This is a genomic window from Pseudomonas sp. FSO-7 (assembly GCF_059579345.1).
In genome coordinates, this window is sequence record NZ_CM184193.1 from 4,846,366 (window position 1) to 4,869,270 (window position 22,905).

Annotated in this window: 20 protein-coding genes; 16 read left to right on the plus strand and 4 right to left on the minus strand. The window is 60.2% G+C overall.

Features of this window, described 5'->3' with window-relative positions; all coding sequences use genetic code 11:
* Positions 1 to 30 precede the first annotated feature (30 nt).
* Positions 31 to 1,197: an aminotransferase-like domain-containing protein gene (locus tag AC515T_RS21135; protein WP_496529889.1), complete on the minus strand. Its 1,167-nt coding sequence runs from the start codon at positions 1,195 to 1,197 to the stop codon at positions 31 to 33.
* A gap of 81 nt (positions 1,198 to 1,278) precedes the next feature.
* On the opposite strand from AC515T_RS21135, the gene AC515T_RS21140 reads away from it, so the two are divergent.
* The 5 genes from AC515T_RS21140 to AC515T_RS21160 all read left to right on the plus strand — a co-directional run bounded on the left by AC515T_RS21140 (position 1,279) and on the right by AC515T_RS21160 (position 9,688).
* Positions 1,279 to 1,716 carry a MarR family winged helix-turn-helix transcriptional regulator gene (locus AC515T_RS21140; RefSeq protein WP_496529890.1) on the plus strand — a complete coding sequence of 146 codons (438 nt, stop codon included), beginning with the start codon at positions 1,279 to 1,281 and terminating at the stop codon, positions 1,714 to 1,716.
* Between the two features lie 333 nt (positions 1,717 to 2,049).
* The gene (locus AC515T_RS21145; RefSeq protein ID WP_496529891.1) at positions 2,050 to 3,399 is read left to right on the plus strand and encodes an NCS2 family permease; all 1,350 of its coding nucleotides are present in this window, start codon (positions 2,050 to 2,052) and stop codon (positions 3,397 to 3,399) included.
* Between the two features lie 62 nt (positions 3,400 to 3,461).
* Positions 3,462 to 4,091: a LysE family translocator gene (locus tag AC515T_RS21150; RefSeq protein WP_496529892.1), complete on the plus strand. Its 630-nt coding sequence runs from the start codon at positions 3,462 to 3,464 to the stop codon at positions 4,089 to 4,091.
* A 123-nt stretch (positions 4,092 to 4,214) separates the two neighbouring features.
* Positions 4,215 to 7,940 carry a calcium-binding protein gene (locus AC515T_RS21155; RefSeq protein WP_496529893.1) on the plus strand — a complete coding sequence of 1,242 codons (3,726 nt, stop codon included), beginning with the start codon at positions 4,215 to 4,217 and terminating at the stop codon, positions 7,938 to 7,940.
* 158 nt (positions 7,941 to 8,098) lie between these two features.
* Positions 8,099 to 9,688, plus strand: a complete 1,590-nt coding sequence (locus AC515T_RS21160) for a hypothetical protein (RefSeq protein ID WP_496529894.1) — start codon at positions 8,099 to 8,101, stop codon at positions 9,686 to 9,688.
* Between the two features lie 95 nt (positions 9,689 to 9,783).
* On the opposite strand, the gene uraH is transcribed toward AC515T_RS21160, so the two are convergent.
* The gene (uraH, locus tag AC515T_RS21165) at positions 9,784 to 10,137 is read right to left on the minus strand and encodes a hydroxyisourate hydrolase (RefSeq protein WP_122566981.1); all 354 of its coding nucleotides are present in this window, start codon (positions 10,135 to 10,137) and stop codon (positions 9,784 to 9,786) included.
* Positions 10,138 to 10,550: 413 nt separating this feature from the next.
* Here uraH and puuE point away from each other — a divergent pair, with 413 nt between their 5' ends.
* The 6 genes from puuE (at position 10,551) to AC515T_RS21195 (ending at position 16,490) form a co-directional block, all read left to right on the plus strand.
* The gene (gene puuE, locus AC515T_RS21170; protein WP_496529895.1) at positions 10,551 to 11,477 is read left to right on the plus strand and encodes an allantoinase PuuE; all 927 of its coding nucleotides are present in this window, start codon (positions 10,551 to 10,553) and stop codon (positions 11,475 to 11,477) included.
* Complete coding sequence (gene uraD, locus AC515T_RS21175) at positions 11,474 to 11,989, plus strand: 2-oxo-4-hydroxy-4-carboxy-5-ureidoimidazoline decarboxylase (protein WP_496529896.1); 516 nt, start codon at positions 11,474 to 11,476, stop codon at positions 11,987 to 11,989. The genes puuE and uraD overlap by 4 nt, the downstream gene beginning before the upstream one ends.
* 67 nt (positions 11,990 to 12,056) lie before the next feature.
* Entirely contained in the window at positions 12,057 to 13,052 is a 996-nt protein-coding gene (alc, locus tag AC515T_RS21180) for an allantoicase (protein ID WP_496529897.1), read from the plus strand.
* Positions 13,053 to 13,204: 152 nt separating this feature from the next.
* The gene (locus AC515T_RS21185; protein WP_496529898.1) at positions 13,205 to 13,717 is read left to right on the plus strand and encodes an ureidoglycolate lyase; all 513 of its coding nucleotides are present in this window, start codon (positions 13,205 to 13,207) and stop codon (positions 13,715 to 13,717) included.
* Between the two features lie 181 nt (positions 13,718 to 13,898).
* On the plus strand, positions 13,899 to 15,200 hold the full coding sequence (locus AC515T_RS21190) for a urate hydroxylase PuuD (RefSeq protein ID WP_496529899.1): 1,302 nt from the start codon (positions 13,899 to 13,901) through the stop codon (positions 15,198 to 15,200).
* Positions 15,201 to 15,704: 504 nt separating this feature from the next.
* Positions 15,705 to 16,490, plus strand: coding sequence for an outer membrane protein OmpK (locus tag AC515T_RS21195; protein WP_496529900.1), 786 nt, complete (start codon positions 15,705 to 15,707; stop codon positions 16,488 to 16,490).
* A gap of 209 nt (positions 16,491 to 16,699) precedes the next feature.
* On the opposite strand, the gene AC515T_RS21200 is transcribed toward AC515T_RS21195, so the two are convergent.
* On the minus strand, positions 16,700 to 17,854 hold the full coding sequence (locus AC515T_RS21200; RefSeq protein WP_496529901.1) for a patatin-like phospholipase family protein: 1,155 nt from the start codon (positions 17,852 to 17,854) through the stop codon (positions 16,700 to 16,702).
* Positions 17,855 to 17,890: 36 nt separating this feature from the next.
* A complete protein-coding gene (locus AC515T_RS21205) occupies positions 17,891 to 18,823 on the minus strand; it encodes a lipid A biosynthesis lauroyl acyltransferase (RefSeq protein ID WP_496529902.1) in 933 nt (310 codons plus the stop codon).
* Positions 18,824 to 18,941: 118 nt separating this feature from the next.
* Here AC515T_RS21205 and minC point away from each other — a divergent pair, with 118 nt between their 5' ends.
* From minC to AC515T_RS21230, 5 genes are all read left to right on the plus strand, one after another.
* On the plus strand, positions 18,942 to 19,679 hold the full coding sequence (minC, locus tag AC515T_RS21210) for a septum site-determining protein MinC (protein ID WP_496529903.1): 738 nt from the start codon (positions 18,942 to 18,944) through the stop codon (positions 19,677 to 19,679).
* Between the two features lie 200 nt (positions 19,680 to 19,879).
* Positions 19,880 to 20,692, plus strand: a complete 813-nt coding sequence (minD, locus tag AC515T_RS21215) for a septum site-determining protein MinD (protein ID WP_003179114.1) — start codon at positions 19,880 to 19,882, stop codon at positions 20,690 to 20,692.
* Positions 20,692 to 20,946: a cell division topological specificity factor MinE gene (gene minE / locus AC515T_RS21220; RefSeq protein WP_003179111.1), complete on the plus strand. Its 255-nt coding sequence runs from the start codon at positions 20,692 to 20,694 to the stop codon at positions 20,944 to 20,946. Before minD ends, minE begins: the two co-directional genes overlap by 1 nt.
* 102 nt (positions 20,947 to 21,048) lie before the next feature.
* Positions 21,049 to 21,684: an RluA family pseudouridine synthase gene (locus AC515T_RS21225; RefSeq protein WP_018612476.1), complete on the plus strand. Its 636-nt coding sequence runs from the start codon at positions 21,049 to 21,051 to the stop codon at positions 21,682 to 21,684.
* A gap of 18 nt (positions 21,685 to 21,702) precedes the next feature.
* Positions 21,703 to 22,806, plus strand: a complete 1,104-nt coding sequence (locus tag AC515T_RS21230; protein WP_496529904.1) for a hypothetical protein — start codon at positions 21,703 to 21,705, stop codon at positions 22,804 to 22,806.
* Positions 22,807 to 22,905 lie beyond the last annotated feature (99 nt).

Consider the following 22,905-nt stretch of genomic DNA (forward strand, 5'->3'; position numbering starts at 1 on the left):
GCCCGGACAGCCACCACAAAGCCCCTGATATCAAGCCGCTTTTACCGCCAACGCCTCCCGCACCACCCCCGCCAACCGCTTGAGCCCCTCATCCAACCGCGCCGGGTCAATGTGGCTGAAATTCAACCGCAAGTGCCCCGGATGCTGGTCCGGCTCGGGAAAGAACGGCTCTCCCGGCATGAACGCAACGTCGGCCGCCAGCGCGGCGGCGAGCAAGGTGCGGGTGTCCAGCGGTTGCCTGAGGGTCAGCCAGAAAAACAACCCGCCCTGGGGCACGTTCCAGTCCGCGATATCGGAGAAATGCGTTTGCAACGCCGTCTGGAACCGATCGCGACGGTCCCGGTAGAAATCCCTCAATTCACTCAAATGGCTGCGGTACTGTTCGGTGCCGATCCATTGCAGCGCTTGCCACTGACCGATGCGATTGGTGTGCAGGTCCGCCGACTGCTTGAGCCGCAGCAGGTGCGGGAACAAATCCGGGCTGGCAATCAGGTAGCCCACCCGGAGCCCCGGCAATAGGGTTTTCGACACGGTGCCGGTGTAGATCCAACTGGCCTTCTTCAAGCGACTGACGATCGGCGTGGCACTGCCGCCATCGAACGTCAGCTCCCGGTAGGGTTCGTCCTCGATCAGGGTGACACCGAACTCATCCAGCAAAGCTGCCACCGCGTCGCGCTTGGCCTCGCTGTAGCGCACCGCCGAGGGGTTCTGGAACGTTGGAATCAGGTAGATGAACGCTGGTCGATGCTGCTCCAGCCGGGTTCGCAACTGGTGCAGATCCGGGCCATCGGCCTCCAGAGGCACGTTGATGCAATCGGCGCCGAACAGCTGGAAAATCTGCAACGCCGCCAGATAGGTCGGCGCTTCGAGCATCACTTCGGTACCCACGTCGATGTGCAGCTTGGCCGCCAGGTCGAGGGTTTGCTGGGAGCCGCTGACCACCAGCACCTGACTGGCCTCACAGGCCACGCCCAATGCCCGCGCCTGGGCCGCCAGGGCCTCGCGCAGGGCCGGTTCGCCTTCGCTCATGCCGTACTGGCCCATGGACAACGGCATGGCCGCCCATTCCACCTTCGGCAGCATGGCTTCGGCCGGCAGGCCGCCAGCGAACGACATCACTTCAGGACGCTGCGCCGCCGCGAGGATTTCTCGAATCAAAGAACTTTTGAGGCGCGAGACACGTTCGGAAAAAGCCATGGGGTCACCTGTAGCGGGTCGCTGGAAGAATGAGTCAAACTGATTGACCGAAATTACTCCGACCCCTCTGGATACGTCAACATGATTGACCTTAAAAACCCGACCTCCCAACAAATGGCCATGGAAGCGTTTTTCTTCGGTTACCAGGCGTTCACCGCCAAGGCCGATGAAATGCTCGAGCGTCGTGGGTTGAGCCGGGTCCACCAGCGCATCGTTTTTTTCATCGCCCGCTACCCCTCATTGAGTGTGAAGGAATTGCTGGCGCTGCTCGGCGTGAGCAAGCAGGCACTGAACATGCCGTTGCGGCAGTTGATGGAAATGCACCTGGTGAACAGCGTCGCGTCCGAGACCGACAAGCGCAAACGGCTGTTGGAACTGACGGCCGAGGGTGAGCGGTTCGAGCAGGCGTTGCGGCGCGAGCAGGTGAAATTGCTGGAGCGGGTGTTTGCCGAGGCCGGAGAGGCGGCGGTGGATGGGTGGTTGGCGGTGAACCTGGCACTGGGCAAATCCAGTGACTGAAGGCACCTGATCCGACGCTATCGCGAGCAAGCTCGCTCCCACAGGGCTCATGGTTGAACCCAATTCTTGCATTCACCACACCCCACTGTGGGAGCGAGCTTGCTCGCGATAGCGTCCGCATGGGCGATATATCCCTATCGCCCGACATTTCGTCGACAACACAGAAAACATTATTTGCATTATTTGTATACAAAAGCATAATTCGCTCCGTGCGAGTTCCTGACCAAAAGGTCAACATACTTCGCCAGCCTTACCTGCCTCAGCGCATCGCAGCTACCCCCAGGGCGTTTGCGGTGCTGGAAATAACAATAAGACTCTTGAGGAGTACTCGCTGTGGAAAGCCGCAAACCCGACGCCCGGACGCTGGACCTCTCGCCGCCACTACGCAGTGGCTGGCTGGAACGCCTCTTCAAACTCAGCTTGCATGGCACCACGGTGAAGACCGAGCTGATTGCCGGCCTGACGACCTTCATCACCATGGCCTACATCATCTTCGTCAACCCCAACATCATGGCCGACGCCGGCATCGATCACGGTGCCGCGTTCGTCGCCACCTGCATCGCCGCCGCCCTGGGCTGCCTGTTGATGGGCCTGTATGCCAACTGGCCGGTGGGCCTGGCACCGGGCATGGGCCTGAACGCCTTCTTCACCTACACCGTGGTCGGCACCATGGGCTACAACTGGGAAACCGCGTTGGGCGCGGTGTTCATTTCCGGTGTGCTGTTCATGTTCCTGACCCTGTCACGGGTGCGCGAGTGGCTGCTCAACAGCATTCCGGTGAGCCTGCGATTCGCCATGGGCGCCGGGGTCGGGTTGTTCCTCGGGCTGATCGGCCTGAAAACCGCCGGGATCGTCGTGGACAGCCCCGCCACCCTGATCAAGCTTGGCTCGTTGCGTGAACCCGGTCCGTTGCTGGCCGCTGTGTGCTTCCTGATGATCGCCGTGCTCAGTTATCACCGCGTGTTCGGCGCGATCCTGATCAGCATCATCGCCGTGACCCTGGCCGGTTGGGGCCTGGGGTTGGTGCAGTACAACGGCGTCATGTCGACACCGCCGAGCCTGGCCCCGACCTGGATGGCGATGGACGTGGCCGGGGTGTTCAACATCAGCATGATCAGCGTGGTGCTGGCCTTCCTGTTCGTGCACATGTTCGACACCGCCGGCACCCTGATGGGCGTTGCCCAGCGCGCCGGCCTGGTGAAAGCCGATGGCAAGATCGAGAACCTGTCCCGCGCCTTGAAAGCCGACAGCGCCTCCAGCGTATTCGGCGCCATGGTCGGTGTGCCGCCGGTGACCAGTTACGTGGAAAGCGCCGCCGGTGTGGCCGCCGGTGGCCGCACGGGGCTTACCGCCGTGACCGTCGGTGTGCTATTTATTGCCGCCATGTTCTTCGCACCGCTGGCCGGGATGATCCCCGCCTACGCCACGGCCGGGGCCTTGATCTACGTCGCCATGCTGATGATGGGCGGCATGGCCCACATCGAATGGGACGAACCAACCGACAGCATTCCGGCCATCGTCACGGCCATCATGATGCCCCTGACGTTCTCGGTCGCCGACGGTATCGCCCTGGGTTTCATCACCTATGTGGTGCTCAAGGCCGGCACCGGTAAACACAAGGAAATCTCCGTCAGCCTGTGGGTGCTCTGCGCGATCTTCATCGCCAAGTTCATCTTCTTGTAAGCGATACCGTATCCACCCGCCTCACCCCTTGGGTGAGGCTTTTGTACATCAGGAGCAAAGCAATGAATCTGGAAACCTGGCTGTTGTTCAGTGGCGCCGCCTTGGTGGTGATCCTCATCCCCGGCCCGTTGTCGTTGTTGATGATCGGCAATAGCCTGAACTACGGCCTGCGCCGCTCGTACCCGGCATTCCTGGGTGGCGTGATCGCCTCGATCTGCCTGCTGAGCGCTTCGGCGCTGGGGCTCGGCGCATTGTTGATGGCCTCGGAGCAGTTGTTCAGCGCCCTGAAGATCGTCGGCGCCTTGTACCTGTTTTACCTGGCCTGGCAGAGCTGGCAGCAATCGCGCCAACCGTCCCAAGGCGCCGAAGTGCCCCAGGCCGCTGCTGTACCGCGCTTTCGCGCCCTCTTCGGTCGGGCGTTCGTGTTGGGTGCGAGCAACCCGAAAGACATCCTGTTCTTCGCCGCTTTCCTGCCGCAATTCTTGAGCGCCGAACACGCATTCCTGCCACAACTGCTGATCATGATCGCCACCTGGACCGTACTCGACCTGCTGTGCAAGCTGGCCTACGGCCTCGGTGCCCACGGCGCGGCGCGGTACTTGCGCACGGGCAAAGGCCAGAGCTGGTTCAACCGTATCAGTGCAGGGCTCTTTGGCGGCGCGGGCGCAGCGTCCTTACTGTCCAGCCACTGAGCACCGGTAATCGGTTTGATCCGAGGGACTGGCAAAACGGCGCAACAACCCATTGATATACACCCGGCGGAAAAACACCTTACATAGAAGGCCATTCATTATCGTTGAACAAGGAAGTTCACAATGGCCAAGGTTTTTTACCCCGATTCCGTTTTCGATGAGCCTACAGTCGTCATTACAGATCTGGGCTTTCATGCCAATGATCATTCTGTCGAGACACTCGATTTCAAAGCGGGCAATGAAACCCTGATCGGCCCGGAACATAAGCGAAGACAAGCCCAACTCGAAGTTGTCGATAAACTGTATGGCCCGCTGCGCATAGGCTCCGTGACGGTGACCCGTTTAGCCCTGGATGCGCTGGGTGTAACGACCAATGGCCAGCCCCTGAACGGCGACAATACGTTTTTCCGCACCCCCAATCGCTTTTTTCTGAACACCTTGCGGTTCAACCCGGTCGATATCGAAACCCGTATAAAGTTGACCGCCAACGCCAACGACTACCGCTTGCCAACACTGCTGTTCGAAATCGCCAGTGAGCGCTCCTCTATCGCTCCGCCGTTGCTCAATGACCCTCCTGAAACACAACCTGAATCAGCCCATTATCGAACCACGCTTGAAAAGCTTTTAAATTCTGCCCAAACACTCAATACCGCTTCGCTTGCAGAAAAAACATTTAAGTGGGTAAACAGATCCAAGAGCAGCATCCTGATTCCCACAGGGTTCGGACTCCAGGCCTTTGGCATCTACAGCGGTCTGCGTGGTTTGCAAGATGCCATCCGCAACAAGAACGGTTACCAGACCGTCTTCAATGGGGCCAGCGTCAGTGCCGAGGTTGCCTCGATCGGTGTCGAGGCAGCGCTGACCCGGCAAGCCACACATATGCTCAAGGCCGGTCAAAGCTCCCTCGGGAGTTTCGCCAAAACATCGTTTGCCTTACGGCTGGGGCGTGGCAGTGGCTTGATTGCCAGCGTGCTGACACTGCCATTCGATATCGTCGCGGCCATCGACGCTTTCAAGGCTGCCGCCAACGCCACCGGCAATGAGGCCACCGATCATTACGTCAGCGCCGCCTTGAGCATCACCAGCGCCGCCATGTCGGTCATGATCGGCGCAGCGGCGTTGGCCGGGTTCAGCTCAGCCGGCCCCGTGGGCCTGGCCGCGGGTCTCATCTTGGCGGTGGGTTCGCAAATCTGGGGGGCGATTCGTGAAGTCGATGAAATCGACAACTACATAGAACTCACCGTGCATGAGCGCCTGCGCACAGGTTGGTTCGCCTTCTGGACCATCAGCCCCGATGAAGCCATCCAGGAGCGCTACACCATCGCCAAGGCGACCGCTGAACACACGAAACAACTTCGGGCCAATGCCATGAAGTTATTGCAAGGCACCTTGAAAAACAGCACCGAAGCCATCGTAAACGGAACGTTCAGCGTAGAACTCGAACAGGTGACTTACAACACTTGGAATTGGTGGACGGGAGAACGCTACCAGGCGACCCGAGTGCGCCCCAGGATCACGGACAGCGACGACTTCATCGATGCCCGCAACGGGGTCACTGCCGATACCCCCGGGGCCGTGCTGGGTACTGCGGCGGAACAAAAAGGCATCCACTGGTACATCGGGGGCGGCAACGACACCATCATCGGCCCGAAAAACAAACCGAATGTTTTCCATTACGGCGCAGGCGTTAAAAAGCTCACCGGCGGTGAAAAAGACGATGTTTTCATCTTCGAAGGTTCAACCCGGAGCCCCACGGCAAACCCTCCTTCACCTAATCGATTAGTAGGTGGCGCAGGCGATGACACCGTCATTTTGTCCGGCCGCAACCGGGACGCTCAGGAACAATGGCTCGGCTATCAAGTCGACCTGGAGGCCGGGCACATTTCCATCCTCACCCAAGCCAGTCAGGGAAAAGACACAGCAGATTATCGCCATGCGGTCTTGGAGAGCATTGAACACGTAGAAATACTGGAGGGTGGTCGCAACCTCATCAAGGGCACCGCCGGCCCGAACATCATCAAATCCCGCGGCAACGATGCCATCGAGGCCGGTGCAGGCGATGACCAGATTTTCCTCCTGGGCGCCAACAACCGCGACGCAAACGGTGGGCCGGGCAACGATGTCTACGCCATCGCCCATAAGCCGGGCCGCGTATCCATCAGCGAGGACGGCATCGGCAATAGCGGCATTGCCGTGGACTGGAGGGCCGACCTGATCGAAGACTGGAAGATCGAAGGGGACAACCTGGTGGTGACCTCGGGCTTTGACGCAGATGACTGGCAACTGCGTGAAGTCATCATCAAAAAGGTCTACCAGCCCGACGACGACATACGACGCCTCCAAAACAACAAACTGACCTTCATCACAAAGGATGGCTATCACTTGGTGCCCGACCTGCCTGACACCCTCGAGCAGAGCCAGCCCCTCACCATTGAAGCGGTGATCACCCAACAAGGAACACCGCGCAGCCCGATTATCCTGAATAACCAGCAGACGCACCGGGTCGCACATGACAAGGACACGAGTTATTACCTCTCACGCCTTATCGTGTCGACGACGCTCCAGGTAAAACAACGCAGCGACTTCTCCAGCGCGGTGTATCTGGATTATGCCAGCACCGAACTGACGCGGATCGAGGCCCATTACAACATCCAGGTCACTCACGGCGATGATGGTTGGAACACCATCAAGTATGAGGCATGTGGCCTGACGGTTTATTTCGGCTCACACCACGTGGTCTTGAAGAACCTGGCCAGTTCCGATGAGCGCTACAGCGCGCAGAATACCCGCACGAAGCGGCGTGCATTTTCCGCCCTGGGTTCGAACCACCTCGTTACGCTCATCATGAAGGACGGCGTGTCCTACCGCCTCGTCCAACCGACACCCGACTACAGCCTGCTATTGGACGAGACATTAATTGGTCAATCGCCGGTGCACTGGACAACCGACGTGGCATTGCCACTCACGGCGACCCGGAAGAAATATGTTTATCTTCCGCCCTCCGACAAGCCCCCCTATTACATGCGCAATCGAGCCACCTGTGCACAGCTCACCTCCCCCTCGGAACAAACCGGCATTGAAGTCCTGATCGGCGAAGGCGCCACCTACCTGGTGCACCTGAGCCCGGACATGACACTACGGTTATCCACACCCGGCGCCCTGGCGAGGGCCAATCCCCGGCTGCCCCATGCCTCGACCTGGGAACTCGACGCCACGCGCCTGGGGCACGTCGAGATCATTCTTGCTTCCAACCGGTTGCAGCTGGGCACAACGATTATTCATCTCCCCACGTATGAGGCTGAAGACCTTGTCGACAAGATACGGGTCATCACCGCCCAAGGCGTCGTTCATGCGGTCGATACCCTGTTTGAACGGGTGTATGTGGAGGCGCTCGACGCTCGGTATTTCACTTTTTCCCTCGATCCCTCAGCGGCATGGCCCAGCGAACTGACCGCCCTCGCTGCCAAGGAATTGAGGGTGCTGAACATTGCCGTCAGGGACGGCACTCGCGGCGGTCTGACCTACAACCTGAAAACCCGCCGATGGACCCTTGAGACCGATAAGGCTCGCCCCATCGTTGCCCAGGAACTGAGAAAAACCAATCTTTGCGATCATCATCTCAGCCTCTACCAGGCTCTGGTTCGCGAAGGCCTCAGCCAGACCCCGCCCGCAAACGATGGCGCACTTCGCTTGCTGCGGGAAAAGTGCGTGGCCCTGGTGGAAAGCCTCACGCCGGGCAATTCGAAGTTCCTGGTGCAAACCCTGACGCTCAGCATGGCCTTTGGAATGAGCGCGTCTCAATTAAGTGGGCTCCTTGCATTGCATGGGCTCCTCCCGACCTATTTATAAGCCATCCCTATACATATGTAGTGCACGGGCTTGAGCCGTTTCCAGGAACATCTCAAGCCCGTGACCTGTCGGTGCGTCGAACGCAAGGCAGGGCATCGCTTCAAGACGAATGAATGAATCATTCATCACTCTTCAACCCTGAAGGAACAGGAGTCCCAATGAGCCCAAGACGAAACACCCGCCCCACGCTTCCAACCTTGTCTCCCGACACGCCCCACTCCAGTCGCGATACGTCGCCGGAAACAGTGCCTAGAAGCCCCACCCGAGGAGAGGGAGGCGACCAGGCCCCGGTCACGCCGCCCGGACGACAACCTGACGCCGCTGAACCCCAATCCCCCACCATCCTGCTAGCCGAAATCACCTCACAGACACCCGTCCATGAGTCAACCACGGCGGTGCCGCTGGACCATTATCATCTTTCACCCGAACTGGTCCCCATGCTATCGGAGCCCGACGCAACCACGGGCATCCGCACATTCAGGACACGTACCTATGTGGATCTGACGGAAGGCGGCACCGTGTTGTTGGGGCGCGATGCCGAGCAGAATTACCGGGCCCGACTAAGCACCGAACTCATCGCCTCCGGACCACGCCTCGAGCAAGTGGAAGGCAGCCTGCTGTGGCGTCTTGCGCACCGCGCCGAGCCGGTTGCCGCTGACTCCACACTGACGATTACCCGCCGCAGACTGGCGGAAGATGAGCCCTCGGACGTCATTGAACCCAAGCGTCAACACACGTCCCCTGCACAAAGCGAAGCCACCTTGGAAAGCGCCCCCGCCTTCGCTAAAAACTGGGGAATCGAGCCAAGGTTCACGGTACCCGACTTCCTGACCATAGACGGTGTCCACTACAAAGTGGTGACGCGCGCCGACGCCCGCGAGTATCCGATCGCCTACATCCAGCAACCCTCTCATTCACCGTATGATTTTGACGTACTGGAGGCGACCCTCAGGCATACGCCCGACGAGCAACCCCGAAGCGCGATACGCGTGCCTCCCGACAATCATTGGCAAATCGATGCCAGGCTGCCCTTTGACAAACCACTGACGGCTTACGTCAGGGAGGCGTTTCCAGAAGTCACCACGGTCACCCTGGAAAATATCGCCAGAAAGCAATTTACCCTCGTCAACAGCTCGTCTTTTGCCGACGCGGCAGGCTTGACCGCGCTCCGGCAGATTTTCAGCAGTTGGAAAGACGGCACCCCGTCCCCGCACCCGGAATGGAGCGATCCGTTATTGATGCTACCCGTGCTTCGCGCCGCTTCAGGCAGCGTCAGCAGCACTGCACGCTCGCTCGATCTGCCGCCCTCCTCTTCAAGAATGTCGTTGGATCGGCTGGATTTCGATCCTCAGCGATTCACCCAGCAGTGGGATTATTTCGTCATGACTTACTCCCCGTTGGACCTCAAGCGCTTCATGGCCAACCTCATGACCCGTAACGGCTATGCAGTCTTTGAACCCAATTCTTTCAATAGCTTTCCGGCGTTGGTATTCCGGCGGACAGGGCATGACTATGTATTTTTCATGAGCTTGCATCGCACCCGGATCCCGAAGATTTCCCTGCCGGCACACACCAACCCAAACACAACCGGCATCAGCCTGGAAACCCAGGTCGGCGAACACGCCGCGAACGCTGTCAGGGAGGCCCACCAGAACAACAAACTGATCTGGCTCAAGGGCGGTTCGCAAATCCGGCCAAACTATCCGGACACCGTCTTCATCGTTCGGGATGACGACGCCAGGCTATAAGTCCGCAGGCAAAAAAAAGCCCGCAGTGTGAGCGGGCGAAAAACCAAAGAAGCGCCATGCGCAGTCGCTTCCAGGAGAGGCAGCTGCTTGGGGGATCAGCTGCCTCGATAGGTGGAATAAGCGTAGGGCGAAATCAGCAGGGGCACGTGGTAATGCTCCTGCTCGGCCGAAATACCGAAGCGCAGCACCACCACATCCAGGAACGCCGGATCGGGCAGTTGGACGCCACGGGCGCGGTAGTAATCACCGGCGTGGAATTGCAGTTGATAGACCCCCGAACGGTAGTCATCCCCTTGCAGCAGTGGCGCGTCGCAGCGCCCGTCGCTGTTGGTCAGCGCACTGGCGACACAGTGCAGTTGCGAACCTTCCACACGGTACAACTCGATCTTGATCGAGCTGCCCGGGCAGCCGTGTGCGGCATCCAAAACGTGAGTAGTCAAACGTCCCATTGCTTGTGCGCGCCTCGCTGCACTGCAGTCCGGCCCGACGCCTCCTGAATCAGTTGAAAGACAGGCCGCACCGTTTCGGAGCACGAAACGTCACGGCGATGAGCGAATTAAGACACTTTAAAAGAAAATTGTACACAATAAAAAATAAACATTTGGCCCATGGACCGCCCGTCGGCATGTCAGCCTCAGGTTCAAGCAAACCAAATGAATACAAGATCCTCCTGATGATTCACTGACCAAGTGGGCAGGTTTCTTGCAGTGTAGACAACGCCAGGGGCACGGTGAAAAATGCAAAAATTCAGGCTTACAAATCGCGCGCAAAGTTGTATACAATCACTCCATCGTCGTGACGCCAGCCCGAAACTCATCGCCAGGGCGCCACCTACATGGTTCGAACAAGAAGGAAAACTGCAGTGAGCGCTGACTACCCACGCGACCTGATCGGTTACGGCAGTAACCCTCCCCACCCCCAATGGCCGGGCAATGCCCGCATCGCGTTGTCCTTCGTGCTCAACTACGAAGAAGGCGGCGAGCGCAACGTCCTGCATGGCGACAAGGAATCCGAAGCGTTCCTTTCGGAGATGGTCGCGGCGCAACCGCTGCAGGGCGAGCGCAATATGAGCATGGAATCGCTGTATGAGTATGGCAGCCGTGCCGGTGTCTGGCGTGTCCTCAAACTGTTCAAGGAATTCGATATTCCTCTGACCATTTTCGCCGTCGCCATGGCCGCCCAGCGCCATCCGGACGTGATTCGCGCCATGGTCGCCGCCGGTCACGAAATCTGCAGCCACGGCTATCGCTGGATCGACTACCAATACATGGATGAAGCCCAGGAGCGTGAGCACATGCTCGAAGCGATCCGCATCCTCACCGAAATCGCTGGCGAGCGTCCGCTGGGCTGGTACACCGGCCGCACCGGCCCGAATACCCGCCGGCTGGTGATGGAGGAAGGCGGTTTCCTCTATGACAGCGACACCTACGACGACGACCTGCCCTACTGGGAACCGAATACCCCCAACGGCAAGCCGCACCTGGTGATCCCCTACACCCTCGACACCAACGACATGCGCTTCACCCAGGTGCAAGGGTTCAACAAGGGTGACGATTTCTTCCAATACCTCAAGGACGCTTTCGACGTGTTGTACGCCGAAGGCGCCGAAGCCCCGAAGATGCTCTCCATCGGCCTGCACTGTCGGCTGATCGGCCGCCCTGCGCGCCTGGCCTCCCTCAAGCGGTTTCTCGAATACGTCAAAGGCCATGAACACGTCTGGTTCAGCCGCCGTGTCGACATCGCCCGTCACTGGCAGCAGGTCCACCCGTATCAAGGGGCTTCAAAATGACCACCTTCCAGACCCTCAAGCCTTCCACCTTGAGCCGTGAAGCCTTCATCCGGGCTTTCGCCGATATCTACGAACATTCGCCATGGGTCGCCGAAAAGGCGTTCGACCTGGGCCAGGATCCCTCCATCGACGAGATCGAGACCCTGCACCAACGCATGAGCGACATCCTGTTGAGTGCCGACCACGCCAGCCAACTGGCGCTGATCAACGCTCACCCGGACCTGGCCGGCAAAGCCGCCGTCCAGGGCCAACTGACCGAAGCCAGCACGAACGAACAGGCCGGCGCCGGTATTCACCAATGCACGGCCGAAGAGTTTCAACGCTTCACCGAGCTGAACGACGCCTACAAGGCCAAGTTCAAGTTTCCCTTCATCATGGCGGTAAAAGGCAGCAACCGGCACCAGATCCTCGCGGCGTTCGAAACGCGCATCCATCACTCGGCAGACGCCGAATTCAAATGCGCCTTGGCAGAGATCAACAAGATCGCGTTGTTCCGATTACTGACCCTTTAGCGAGCAGTCCTGAACCCAGGAACCTGCAAGCATCCCCAGCCAACTTATTTAAAGGCAGACAAGAAGAATGAAAGCTTACGCCGTACCTTTCGAGAAGTTCGTCAACCTGGCCGACGCCCGCCTGGGCACCAAGATCATCTCGGTCACCGATGACTGGTTCGCCGACGCCAACCGCCTGTTCCAGCCGACCCCGGCCGTGTGGAAGGAGGGTGTGTTCGATGACAATGGCAAGTGGATGGACGGCTGGGAGTCGCGGCGCAAGCGCTTCGAAGGCTACGACAGCGCGGTGATCCGCCTGGGTGTGGCGGGCTCGATCAAAGGCGTGGACATCGACACCTCATTCTTCACCGGCAACTACCCACCGTCGGCCTCCCTGGAAGCCTGCTTCCTGACGGAAGGCGAGCCGGACGAAAACACCCAGTGGACTGAAGTACTATCGGCCGTCGAGCTGCAAGGCAACAGCCACCACTACCACGAAATCAGCAACGAACAGGCCTTCAGCCATCTGCGCTTCAACATCTACCCCGATGGCGGCGTGGCCCGGTTGCGGGTCTACGGCATTCCGTACCGCGACTGGTCGGCGGTGGGCGACAACGAACAGATCGACCTGGCCGCCGCCCTCAATGGTGGTCGCGCCCTGGCCTGCTCCGACGAGCACTTTGGCCGCATGAGCAATATCCTCAACCCGGGCCGTGGCGTGAACATGGGCGATGGCTGGGAAACCGCCCGTCGTCGTACCCCGGGCAATGACTGGGTCATCGTTGCCCTGGGCCATGCCGGCGAGGTCGAGAAAGTCATCGTCGACACCCTGCACTTCAAGGGCAACTATCCCGACAGCTGCTCGATCCAGGGCGCATTCGTCAAGGGCGGCACCGACAGCCAGATCGAAACCCAGTCACTGTTCTGGCGCGAACTGCTGCCGAGCCAGAAGCTGGAAATGCACGCCGAACACACCTTCGCCGAGCAGATCAAGGCCCTGGGACCGATCACCCATATCCGCCTGAACGTGTTTCCGGACGGCGGCGTGAGTCGCCTGCGGGTGCTGGGTAAGGTCGCAAAATAAACGACGCACCTGTGGCGAGGGAGCTTGCTCCCGCTGGGTTGCGAAGCGACCCCGCTTTTCAAAAGGGGACTGCTGAGCAGTCCAACGGGAGCAAGCTCCCTCGCCACAAAAGCTGAACCAACAACACAGAATTTTTGGATAAGAAGACCAGCATGCGCACACTCAAGATCGAACCGTTGACCAAAGAAGCCTTCGCCCCGTTCGGTGACGTGATCGAAACCGACGGCAGCGATCACTTCATGATCAACAACGGTTCGACCATGCGCTTCCATCGCCTGGCGACGGTGGAAACCGCCACTCCGGACGATCAGGCGATCATCAGCATCTTCCGCGCCGACGCGCTGGACATGCCGCTGACCGTACGCATGCTGGAGCGCCATCCGCTGGGCAGCCAGGCCTTCATTCCGCTGCTCGGCAACCCCTTTCTGATCGTGGTCGCGCCACTTGGCGATGCACCTGTATCAGGCTTGGTCCGCGCCTTCGTCACCAACGGCAGGCAGGGCATTAATTACCATCGCGGCGTCTGGCACCACCCGGTGCTGACGATCGAAAAGCGGGATGACTTCCTGGTGGTTGATCGCAGTGGCACAGGCAATAACTGCGATGAGCATTTTTTCCAAGAGGATGAGTTAATGATCCTCGCCCCCCACCAGCGGACGGAGTGAAAACTACTGCGCTCGGCAATACTGCGTTGAAAACTGACTCGAAATGCTCATTGACTAAAGTCAACTCCGCTTTCTCGCCAGTTTTCGCCTTGTCTTGCCTTCGCTCGCTACGTTTTCACACCGTCCCCAAGAGAAGGTCCGATCACGCGAAAACAAGCGTGACGGGCGAGAGGTAAAGACTGTGGAAGCACATATGCTGGAATGGCTGAACCTGAGCATTCGCTGGGTTCACATGATCACTGGCGTGGCCTGGATCGGCGCGTCGTTCTACTTCGTCTGGCTGGAAAACAACCTCAATCGCGTCAACCCCCGCAGCGGCCTGGCCGGCGACCTGTGGGCCATCCACGGTGGCGGCATCTACCACCTGGAAAAATACAAACTCGCGCCACCGTCCATGCCGGACAACCTGCACTGGTTCAAGTGGGAAGCCTACTTCACCTGGATGTCAGGCATCGCCCTGCTGTGCGTGGTGTTCTATTGGAACCCGACCGTCTACCTGCTGGCCCCCGGCAGCAGCCTGAGCGGCCCCGAAGGCGTCGCCCTGGGCATCGGCTCGTTGTTCGTCGGCTGGTTCGTCTATTCCTTTCTCTGCGACTCGGCCCTGGGCAAGCGCCCTGCCCTGCTCGGCCTCATCCTGTTCGTGCTGTTGATCGCCGCGGCCTACGGGTTCAGCAAGGTGTTCAGCGGTCGCGGCGCCTACCTGCATGTCGGGGCAGTCATCGGCACGATCATGGTCGGCAACGTGTTCCGCATCATCATGCCAGCGCAACGTGCACTGGTCGCGGCCATCGCCGAGAACCGCACGCCTGATCCGGCGCTGCCGGCCAAGGGCTTGTTGCGTTCGCGCCACAACAACTACTTCACCCTGCCGGTGCTGTTCATCATGATCAGCAACCATTTCCCGAGCACCTACGGCAGCCAGTACAACTGGCTGATCCTGGCCGGTATCGCCGTGGCAGCGGTGTTGGTGCGGCATTACTTCAATACGCGCCATGACAGCAACCGGTTTGCCTGGACGCTGCCAGTCGGTGCCCTGGCGATGATCTGCCTGGCCTACGTCACCGGCCCCAAGCCCATGCCCACCGCACCGGAGGTGGCCAAGGCACCTGGCGTGATCGAGTACCAACCGTTGCCGGAAACGGCAGTGGGCGGTGGCGCGAAACCAGCGACGGCCCCCGCCGCACCGGCAGCGGCGCCCGCTCAGGCCGCCAACGCCCAGGGCCCCTCGTTCGAGAAGGTCCATAGCGTGATCCAGGAACGCTGCTCGGTCTGCCATTCGGCCAAGCCCACCAGCCCGTTGTTCAGCGCTGCGCCGGGCGGGGTGATGTTCGACACGCCGCAGCAGATCCAGCAGCAGGCCGCGCGCATCCAGGCCCAAGCCGTGACCAGCCAGATCATGCCCTTGGGCAACATCACCCAGATGACCCAACAGGAACGCGATCTGATCGGCGCGTGGATCAACCAGGGCGCACACACCAACTGAGCCACGCGCTCCAACACCGTTAAACGTCATACCGCTGACAGGTCGACCGGCACACCACCGGTCCCCCGTCAGCGACTGCCTGCGCCTCAACAATAAAAACAAGAGGAAAGCACACGATGACCAAGCCCCGCCATCACGCCCCAAATTCGCCGCGCATGCGCCGTTGCAGGGCACTTGAGCCCTTCAAGGCAAGCCCGTATCCTGCGCGGCCGTTTGAAGCAGGCCGACAACAAAATCCCTTCCGATCCTGACCGGACCGTCAACGTGTTGCGGCGTTGGCGGACATAACGCGCCCCTGAAAACAGCATTTCCGACTGATCAAAAAGAAACCGCAGGGCAAACCATTTCCAGTTTTTTCCGGACTTGGCTCAGCGCTTGCTATCAGCATTCGCCACGCTCAAAAAGCTGACCGAACGGATGTTTTTTCATCCATGGAAAAAGGCGCCACACCAGAGCGCTGACCTGAAAAAAAAGCGGTACCACTTACCTTTGGGAGCAAACCGAATGAAACGTACGTGCACCAGCCTGATACTCGCAGGATCCTTGCTGGCCGCAGGCCAGGTGATGGCCGACGATCTGTTCCAATGGCAGAACAACAGCCTGACCTACCTGTACGGCAAGGATTTCCAGGTCAACCCGCGTATCCAGCAGACCGTGACCTTCGAACACGCCGACGCCTGGAAATACGGGGACAACTTCTTCTTCCTCGACCGGATCTTCTACAACGGCCAGGATGACAGCCAGTCCGGCCCGAACACCTACTACGGTGAGTTCAGCCCGCGCCTGTCGTTTGGCAAGATCTTCGACCAGAAGCTGGAACTGGGTCCGATCAAGGATGTGCTGTTGGCCATGACCTATGAGTTCGGCGAAGGCGACAACGAGTCCTACCTGATCGGCCCGGGCTTCGACCTGGCGATCCCCGGCTTCGACTACTTCCAGCTGAACTTCTACAACCGCCAGACCGAAGGCCCGCGCGCCGGCGACAATGTCTGGCAGATCACCCCGGTCTGGGCCTACACCGTGCCGGTGGGCTCATCGGACATCCTGATCGACGGTTTCATCGACTGGGTGGTGGACAATGACAGCAATTCCAAGGGCACCTACCACGCCAACCTGCACATCAACCCGCAGATCAAATATGACCTGGGCAAGGCCTTGAAGCTGGGGGCCAAGCAGCTGTATGTGGGGGTGGAGTATGACTATTGGAAGAACAAGTACGGGATCGAGGACAGCGAAGGCTTCAAGACCAACCAGAGCAACACCAGCTTCTTGCTGAAGTATCACTTCTGATCCCAGGATTCAGATCCACAACAATACCCTGTGGGAGCGAGCTTGCTCGCGATGGCGCCGGCTCAGTTGCATTGATGTTGAATCTGTCGCCGTCATCGCGAGCAAGCTCGCTCCCACATTGTTTGTGTGTTGGTTTCATTTCAGCGTCCACCGCAAATCCCCCGTGGGAGCGAGCCTGCTCGCGATTGCGGTGGACCTGCTTACACCCCTTATGCCAACCCCAGGAACCGACTCAACGCCTCACGCTGCGCCAACGCATCCTGGCGTCCGAGCTCGATCAGTTCGCTGCAATACCCCGCCTCGAACAGCAGGTAGCTCAGCACCCCCGCGCCGCTGGTCTTGGTCGCGCCCGGCCCGCGCAAGAATACCCGCAATGCGCGGGGCAGTTCCTGGCGATGGCGAGCGGCGATTTCGTCGATGGGCTGGCTGGGCGAAATCACCAGCACGTCCACCGGTGCCGCGCCGAGGGCATGGGCCGGGACGTCATCGGGCAGCAAGTGACTGAACCCGTTCAGGCGCTCCAGCAACTCGATGTCGCTTTCCAGGCTGTCGATGAACGTGCTGTTGAGCATATGGCCGCCGATCTGCGCCAGGGTCGGCTGCAGACCCGTGTAGCTGCGCTCGGAAGGATCCTGCCCACCGCCACCACGGGGGTTGCCGCTGACGCCGATCACCAGCACGCGATTGGCCCCCAGGTGCAAAGCCGGGCTGATGGGCGCCGATTGCCGCACCGCGCCGTCGCCAAAGTATTGCGGACCGATCTTGACCGGCGCGAACAACAGCGGAATCGCCGAGCTGGCCAGCAGGTGCTCCACCGACAACTGTGTCGGCACACCGATACGCCGGTGGCGCAGCCAGGCATCGATGGTCCCGCGCCCCTGGTAGAACGTGACGGCCTGGCCGGATTCATAACCGAATGCCGTCACCGCCACCGCCCGCAGTTGCCGCTCGGCGATGGCCTGCTCGATACCCGAGTCATGGAATTGGGCCTCGAGCAGTTCGCGCAGCGGCGAACTGTCGATCAGCGCCACCGGCAACTTGGCCCCCAGGCCCAGCAGGCTGTGGGTGATGAAACGCATTGACTGGGCGATCACGCCCCGCCAGTCGCTGCGCATGACCTGGTGGCTGCGCACCGCTTGCCAGAACGCCGTCAGCCGCTCGATGGCGGTCTTGAAGTCCATCGCCCCGCTCGCCAGGCTGACCGCGTTGATCGCCCCGGCCGAAGTGCCGACGATCACCGGAAACGGGTTATCCGCCCCGTCGGGCAGCAATTCGGCGATGGCTGCCAGTACGCCTACTTGATACGCCGCCCGAGCCCCACCGCCGGAAAGAATCAAACCTGTAACCGGTTCCGCTGGGGTCATCGCAATGCTCCGTGCTCAAGGTGATATCAAAATAACTCAGCCGCGTTTGTCGTACAGCTTGGGCTCGCCCGGTGGACGGCTCTTGAAGCGCCGGTGGGCCCAGAGGTACTGCTCGGGACAATCGCGCACCGACCGCTCGACCCACTGATTGATGCGGATGCAATCGGCTTCCTCGGTCTCCCCCGGGAAATCCGTCAGCGGGGCCTGGATCACCAGGCGATAACCGCTGCCGTCGGCCAGGCGTTCCTGGGTGAAAGGCACCACCAGCGCCTTGCCCAGGCGGGCGAACTTGCTGGTGGCGGTGACCGTCGCGGCCTGGATGCCGAACAACGGCACGAACACGCTTTGCTTGGCGCCGTAGTCCTGGTCCGGCGCATACCAGATCGCCCGCCCGGCCCGCAGCAGCTTGAGCATGCCCCGCACGTCGTCACGCTCCACCGCCAGGGAATCGAGGTTGTGCCGCTCACGACCGCGGCGCTGGATGTAGTCGAACAGCGGGTTCTTGTGCTCGCGGTACATGCCATCGATGGTGTGTTGCTGGCCGAGCAAGGCCGCGCCGATTTCCAGCGTGGTGAAATGCAGTGCCATCAGGATCACGCCCTTGCCCTCGCGCTGGGCCTGCTTGAGATGCTCCAGCCCTTCGACGTGGGCCAGTTTCGCCAAACGCGAGCGCGACCACCACCAGCTCATGGCCATCTCGAAAAAGGCGATGCCGGTGGAGGCGAAATTTTCCTTGAGCAGACGCTTGCGTTCGGCAGCGGACTTTTCGGGGAAACACAACTCCAGGTTGCGACGGGCGATGCGCCGTCGGTCGCCGGCCACCCGATACATCAGCGCCCCCAATGCACGACCGACCCGCAGCAATAACGGATAAGGCAATTGCACGATCAGCCACAACAGCCCCAGGCCGCACCACAGCAGCCAGAAACGCGGATGAAAAAATGCAGCTCGAAAACGCGGGCGATCCATTACAGCTTCCATTAAGACATGGGCCGCGCATTCTACATTGTTCGACCCGGGTTGCGGCTGGCGGACGATCTCGTTATAAGTCTCGGCACTTTTAGTGACAAGCTGTTGTACGCCGACCATGAGCCAAACCGAACCGCTAGACCAAGATCCCGTGTTCCAGCTGAAGGGCAGCATGCTCGCCATTACGGTGCTGGAACTGGCCCGCAACGACCTGGAGAGCCTTGACCGGCAACTGGCGGCGAAAGTCGCCCAGGCCCCGAACTTCTTCAGCAATGCCCCCCTGGTGCTGGCCCTGGACAAGCTGCCGGCCGGCGAAGGCTCAGTGGATCTGCCAGGCCTGATGCGCATTTGCCGCCAGCACGGTCTGCGCACCCTGGCGATCCGCGCCAGCCGCATCGAAGACATCGCCGCCGCCATCGCCGTGGACATTCCCGTGCTGCCACCGTCCGGCGCCCGGGAGCGGGTGCTGGAACTGAGCCCGGTCGAGGCGAAGAAAACCCCGGAAAAACCACCGGAGCCCACCATCAAGCCAACGCGGGTCATCACCTCGCCGGTGCGCGGCGGGCAGCAGATTTATGCCCAAGGTGGCGATCTGGTCATCGTGTCCTCGGTCAGCCCGGGGGCGGAACTTCTGGCCGATGGCAACATCCATGTATACGGCCCGATGCGTGGTCGAGCGCTGGCCGGCGTCAAGGGTGATACCAAAGCCAGGATCTTCTGTCAGCAATTGAGCGCTGAGCTGGTTTCCATCGCCGGGCAGTACAAGGTCTCCGAGGATTTGCGCCGCGACCCGTTGTGGGGGGCCGGCGTTCAGATCAGCCTGTCGGGCGACGTGTTGAACATCATTCGGCTTTAACGGATACTGCCGCATTTTCCAAGCATCTCTAAAACGAGCGAAAACGGCTTAAACGACGTAGGAAAAAGGATCAGGCAGTGTTTACCGGAGGTAGACCCCGCCCGACAGCCGATTCCAGCCAAGCCTGTCCAATTGCAGCAGTTTTCCAGAGATGTTTTTCAGGGGCTGACAAAGTCCTTTTTCCTTAGGGGTGAAACACCTTGGCCAAGATTCTCGTGGTTACATCCGGCAAGGGTGGTGTGGGTAAGACCACCACCAGCGCCGCTATCGGTACCGGTCTCGCTCTGCGCGGCCACAAGACAGTCATCGTCGACTTCGACGTCGGCCTGCGTAACCTGGACCTGATCATGGGTTGCGAGCGTCGCGTGGTCTACGACTTCGTCAACGTGGTCAACGGCGAAGCCAACCTGCAGCAGGCCCTGATCAAGGACAAACGCCTTGAGAACCTCTACGTACTGGCCGCCAGCCAGACCCGCGACAAAGACGCGCTGACCCAGGAAGGCGTGGAAAAAGTCCTGATGCAACTCAAGGAAGACTTTGAGTTCGTGGTCTGCGACTCCCCGGCCGGTATCGAGAAAGGTGCCCACCTGGCCATGTACTTCGCGGACGAAGCGATCGTCGTGACCAACCCGGAAGTGTCGTCGGTCCGCGACTCCGACCGCATGCTGGGCCTGCTGGCGAGCAAATCCCGGCGCGCCGAGAAGGGCGAAGAGCCGATCAAGGAACACTTGCTGCTGACCCGCTACAACCCGCAACGGGTCAGCGATGGCGAAATGCTGGGCGTCGAAGACGTCAAGGAAATCCTCGCCGTCACCCTGCTGGGTGTCATTCCAGAATCCCAAGCGGTACTCAAGGCTTCCAACTCCGGCGTGCCGGTGATTCTCGACGACCAGAGCGATGCCGGCCAGGCATACAGCGATGCCGTCGATCGCCTGCTGGGCAAGACCGTGGAGCATCGTTTCCTCGATGTAACGAAGAAAGGTTTCTTCGAGCGCCTGTTTGGAGGTAGGTAATGAACCTTTTTGACTTCTTTCGTGCCAACAAAAAGCCTAGTACCGCCTCGGTCGCGAAAGAGCGTCTACAGATCATCGTGGCGCACGAACGCGGCCAACGCAGCACCCCTGACTACCTGCCGGCCTTGCAGAAGGAACTGGTGGAAGTGATCCGCAAATACGTCAACATCGGTAGCGATGACGTGCATGTGGCGCTGGAAAGCCAGGGCAGCTGCTCGATCCTGGAACTCAATATCACCCTGCCGGATCGCTGATCGCGCCGGCGGTAGCCACGGCGGCTCGGGTCCTTCTCCTCCCTCCCTTGGGTTTGAGAAGGGCCCGAGCCGCCGTTGGCGTTTGTAACGAGACTGCTTTCAATGCCCCTGTCCAACATCCGCATCATTCATCAGGACGCCGCTGTCCTGGTGGTCGACAAGCCGACCCTGTTGCTTTCCGTGCCCGGCCGGGCCGACGACAACAAGGACTGCCTGATCACCCGCTTGCAGGAAAACGGCTATCCGGAAGCACGAATCGTGCACCGACTGGACTGGGAAACCTCCGGCATCATCCTCTTGGCCCGTGACCCGGACACCCATCGCGAACTGTCCCGGCAATTTCATGACCGCGAAACCGAAAAAGCCTACACGGCGCTGTGCTGGGGCCAACCGGAACTGGACAGTGGCAGCATCGACCTGCCCTTGCGCTACGACCCGCCGACCAAGCCCCGGCATGTGGTGGACCATGAACAGGGCAAACACGCCCTGACCTTCTGGCGCGTACTGGAACGTTGCGGCGACTGGTGCCGGGTCGAGCTGACGCCGATCACCGGGCGCTCGCACCAATTGCGCGTACACATGCTGTCCATCGGTCACCCGCTGCTGGGCGACGGGCTCTACGCCCACCCCCAGGCCCTCGCCGCCTGGCCACGCCTGTGCCTGCACGCCAGCATGCTCAGCTTCACCCATCCGCAAAGTGGCGAGCGCTTGCGCTTCGAGTGCCCGGCACCGTTCTAAATTCGATAAAGGCTTGGCATGCAGGTTATTGATTTTCAGGAAACACCCGTCAAAAAAGTCCGCCACCAATTGCTGTACCTGATCTATGGCGACAAGGACGTTTATCGCCACGAAGCCAAGTTCAGCATCCTGACCGCCCTGGCCCACGGCAATCCGGCGACACTGCCCAGCATCAGGATCCTGACCGACCGGCCTGAGGACTACCGCGGCTGGCCGGTCGAAACCCTCGCACTGAGTCCGCAGTTGCTGGCCGAGTGGCAAGGCCACAACGGTTACATTCACCGGCGCAAGGCCTGTGCCATCGCGGCCGGCCTGACGCTGGCGGAAAAGACCCTGTTCGTCGACACCGACACGCTATTCCTCGCCGATCCCGACGTGCTGTTCAAGCAAATCCAGCCAGGGCAGTACCTGATGGACAGCTTCGAATACAACTGGGACTACGTCTGCAAGCGTGAGGATTACCTCAAGCTGGGCACGCGCCTGCGCGCCCACGGCATCACCCCGGACAACAGTTTCAAGCTCTACAACAGCGGATTGTGCGGTGTGACTGACAACGACGGTGCGCTGCTGGCCCAGGCCGTCGGACTGATCGATGAATGGACCGAGGGTGGCTTCGACATCCACACCATCGAACAGATCGCGATTTCATTCACCTTGCGCAACCAGACCATTCACGAAACCCACAAACACGTCTATCACTACTTCGCCGAGAAGCGCTTCTTCCACACCATGCAAGCGCACTTCTTTGCCCAGCACGGCGAGGCGTTCAGTGCGCAGTTGGTGGAGCGTTGTCATGACGTACCGCGCTCCCGGCCTTTCCCGTCGGCCTGGCGGCGGCTGAAGATCAAATGGAAGTTGCGCAATCACAGCGGCGCCTTGCACAAGATCGGCCGCGACCTGCTGTACGGCAGCGCGGCACCGGAGCATCCTTACTACGACCTCTGCCGACACCATTGGTGGGATTCGGCCTCGCGGGAGATTCTTCGCCTGGACCCGGAGCTCCGGCAACAGCTGTTCGGCCAACTGGAACACTGGCCGCAACACCTGCCAGAACCGTCCAAAGCGCAAGATAACCCCCTGATCATGGCGCACTTGCGCAAGCGGATCACGGCCTCGGGCTGATCAATGGCGGGGCCGCAGAACAATCCGCGACGAGGGATTGGGTCTGCAATGCAGGCTAGCGATGGGGTAAACTCCCGCCCATCGCTGTCTGGAGTGACT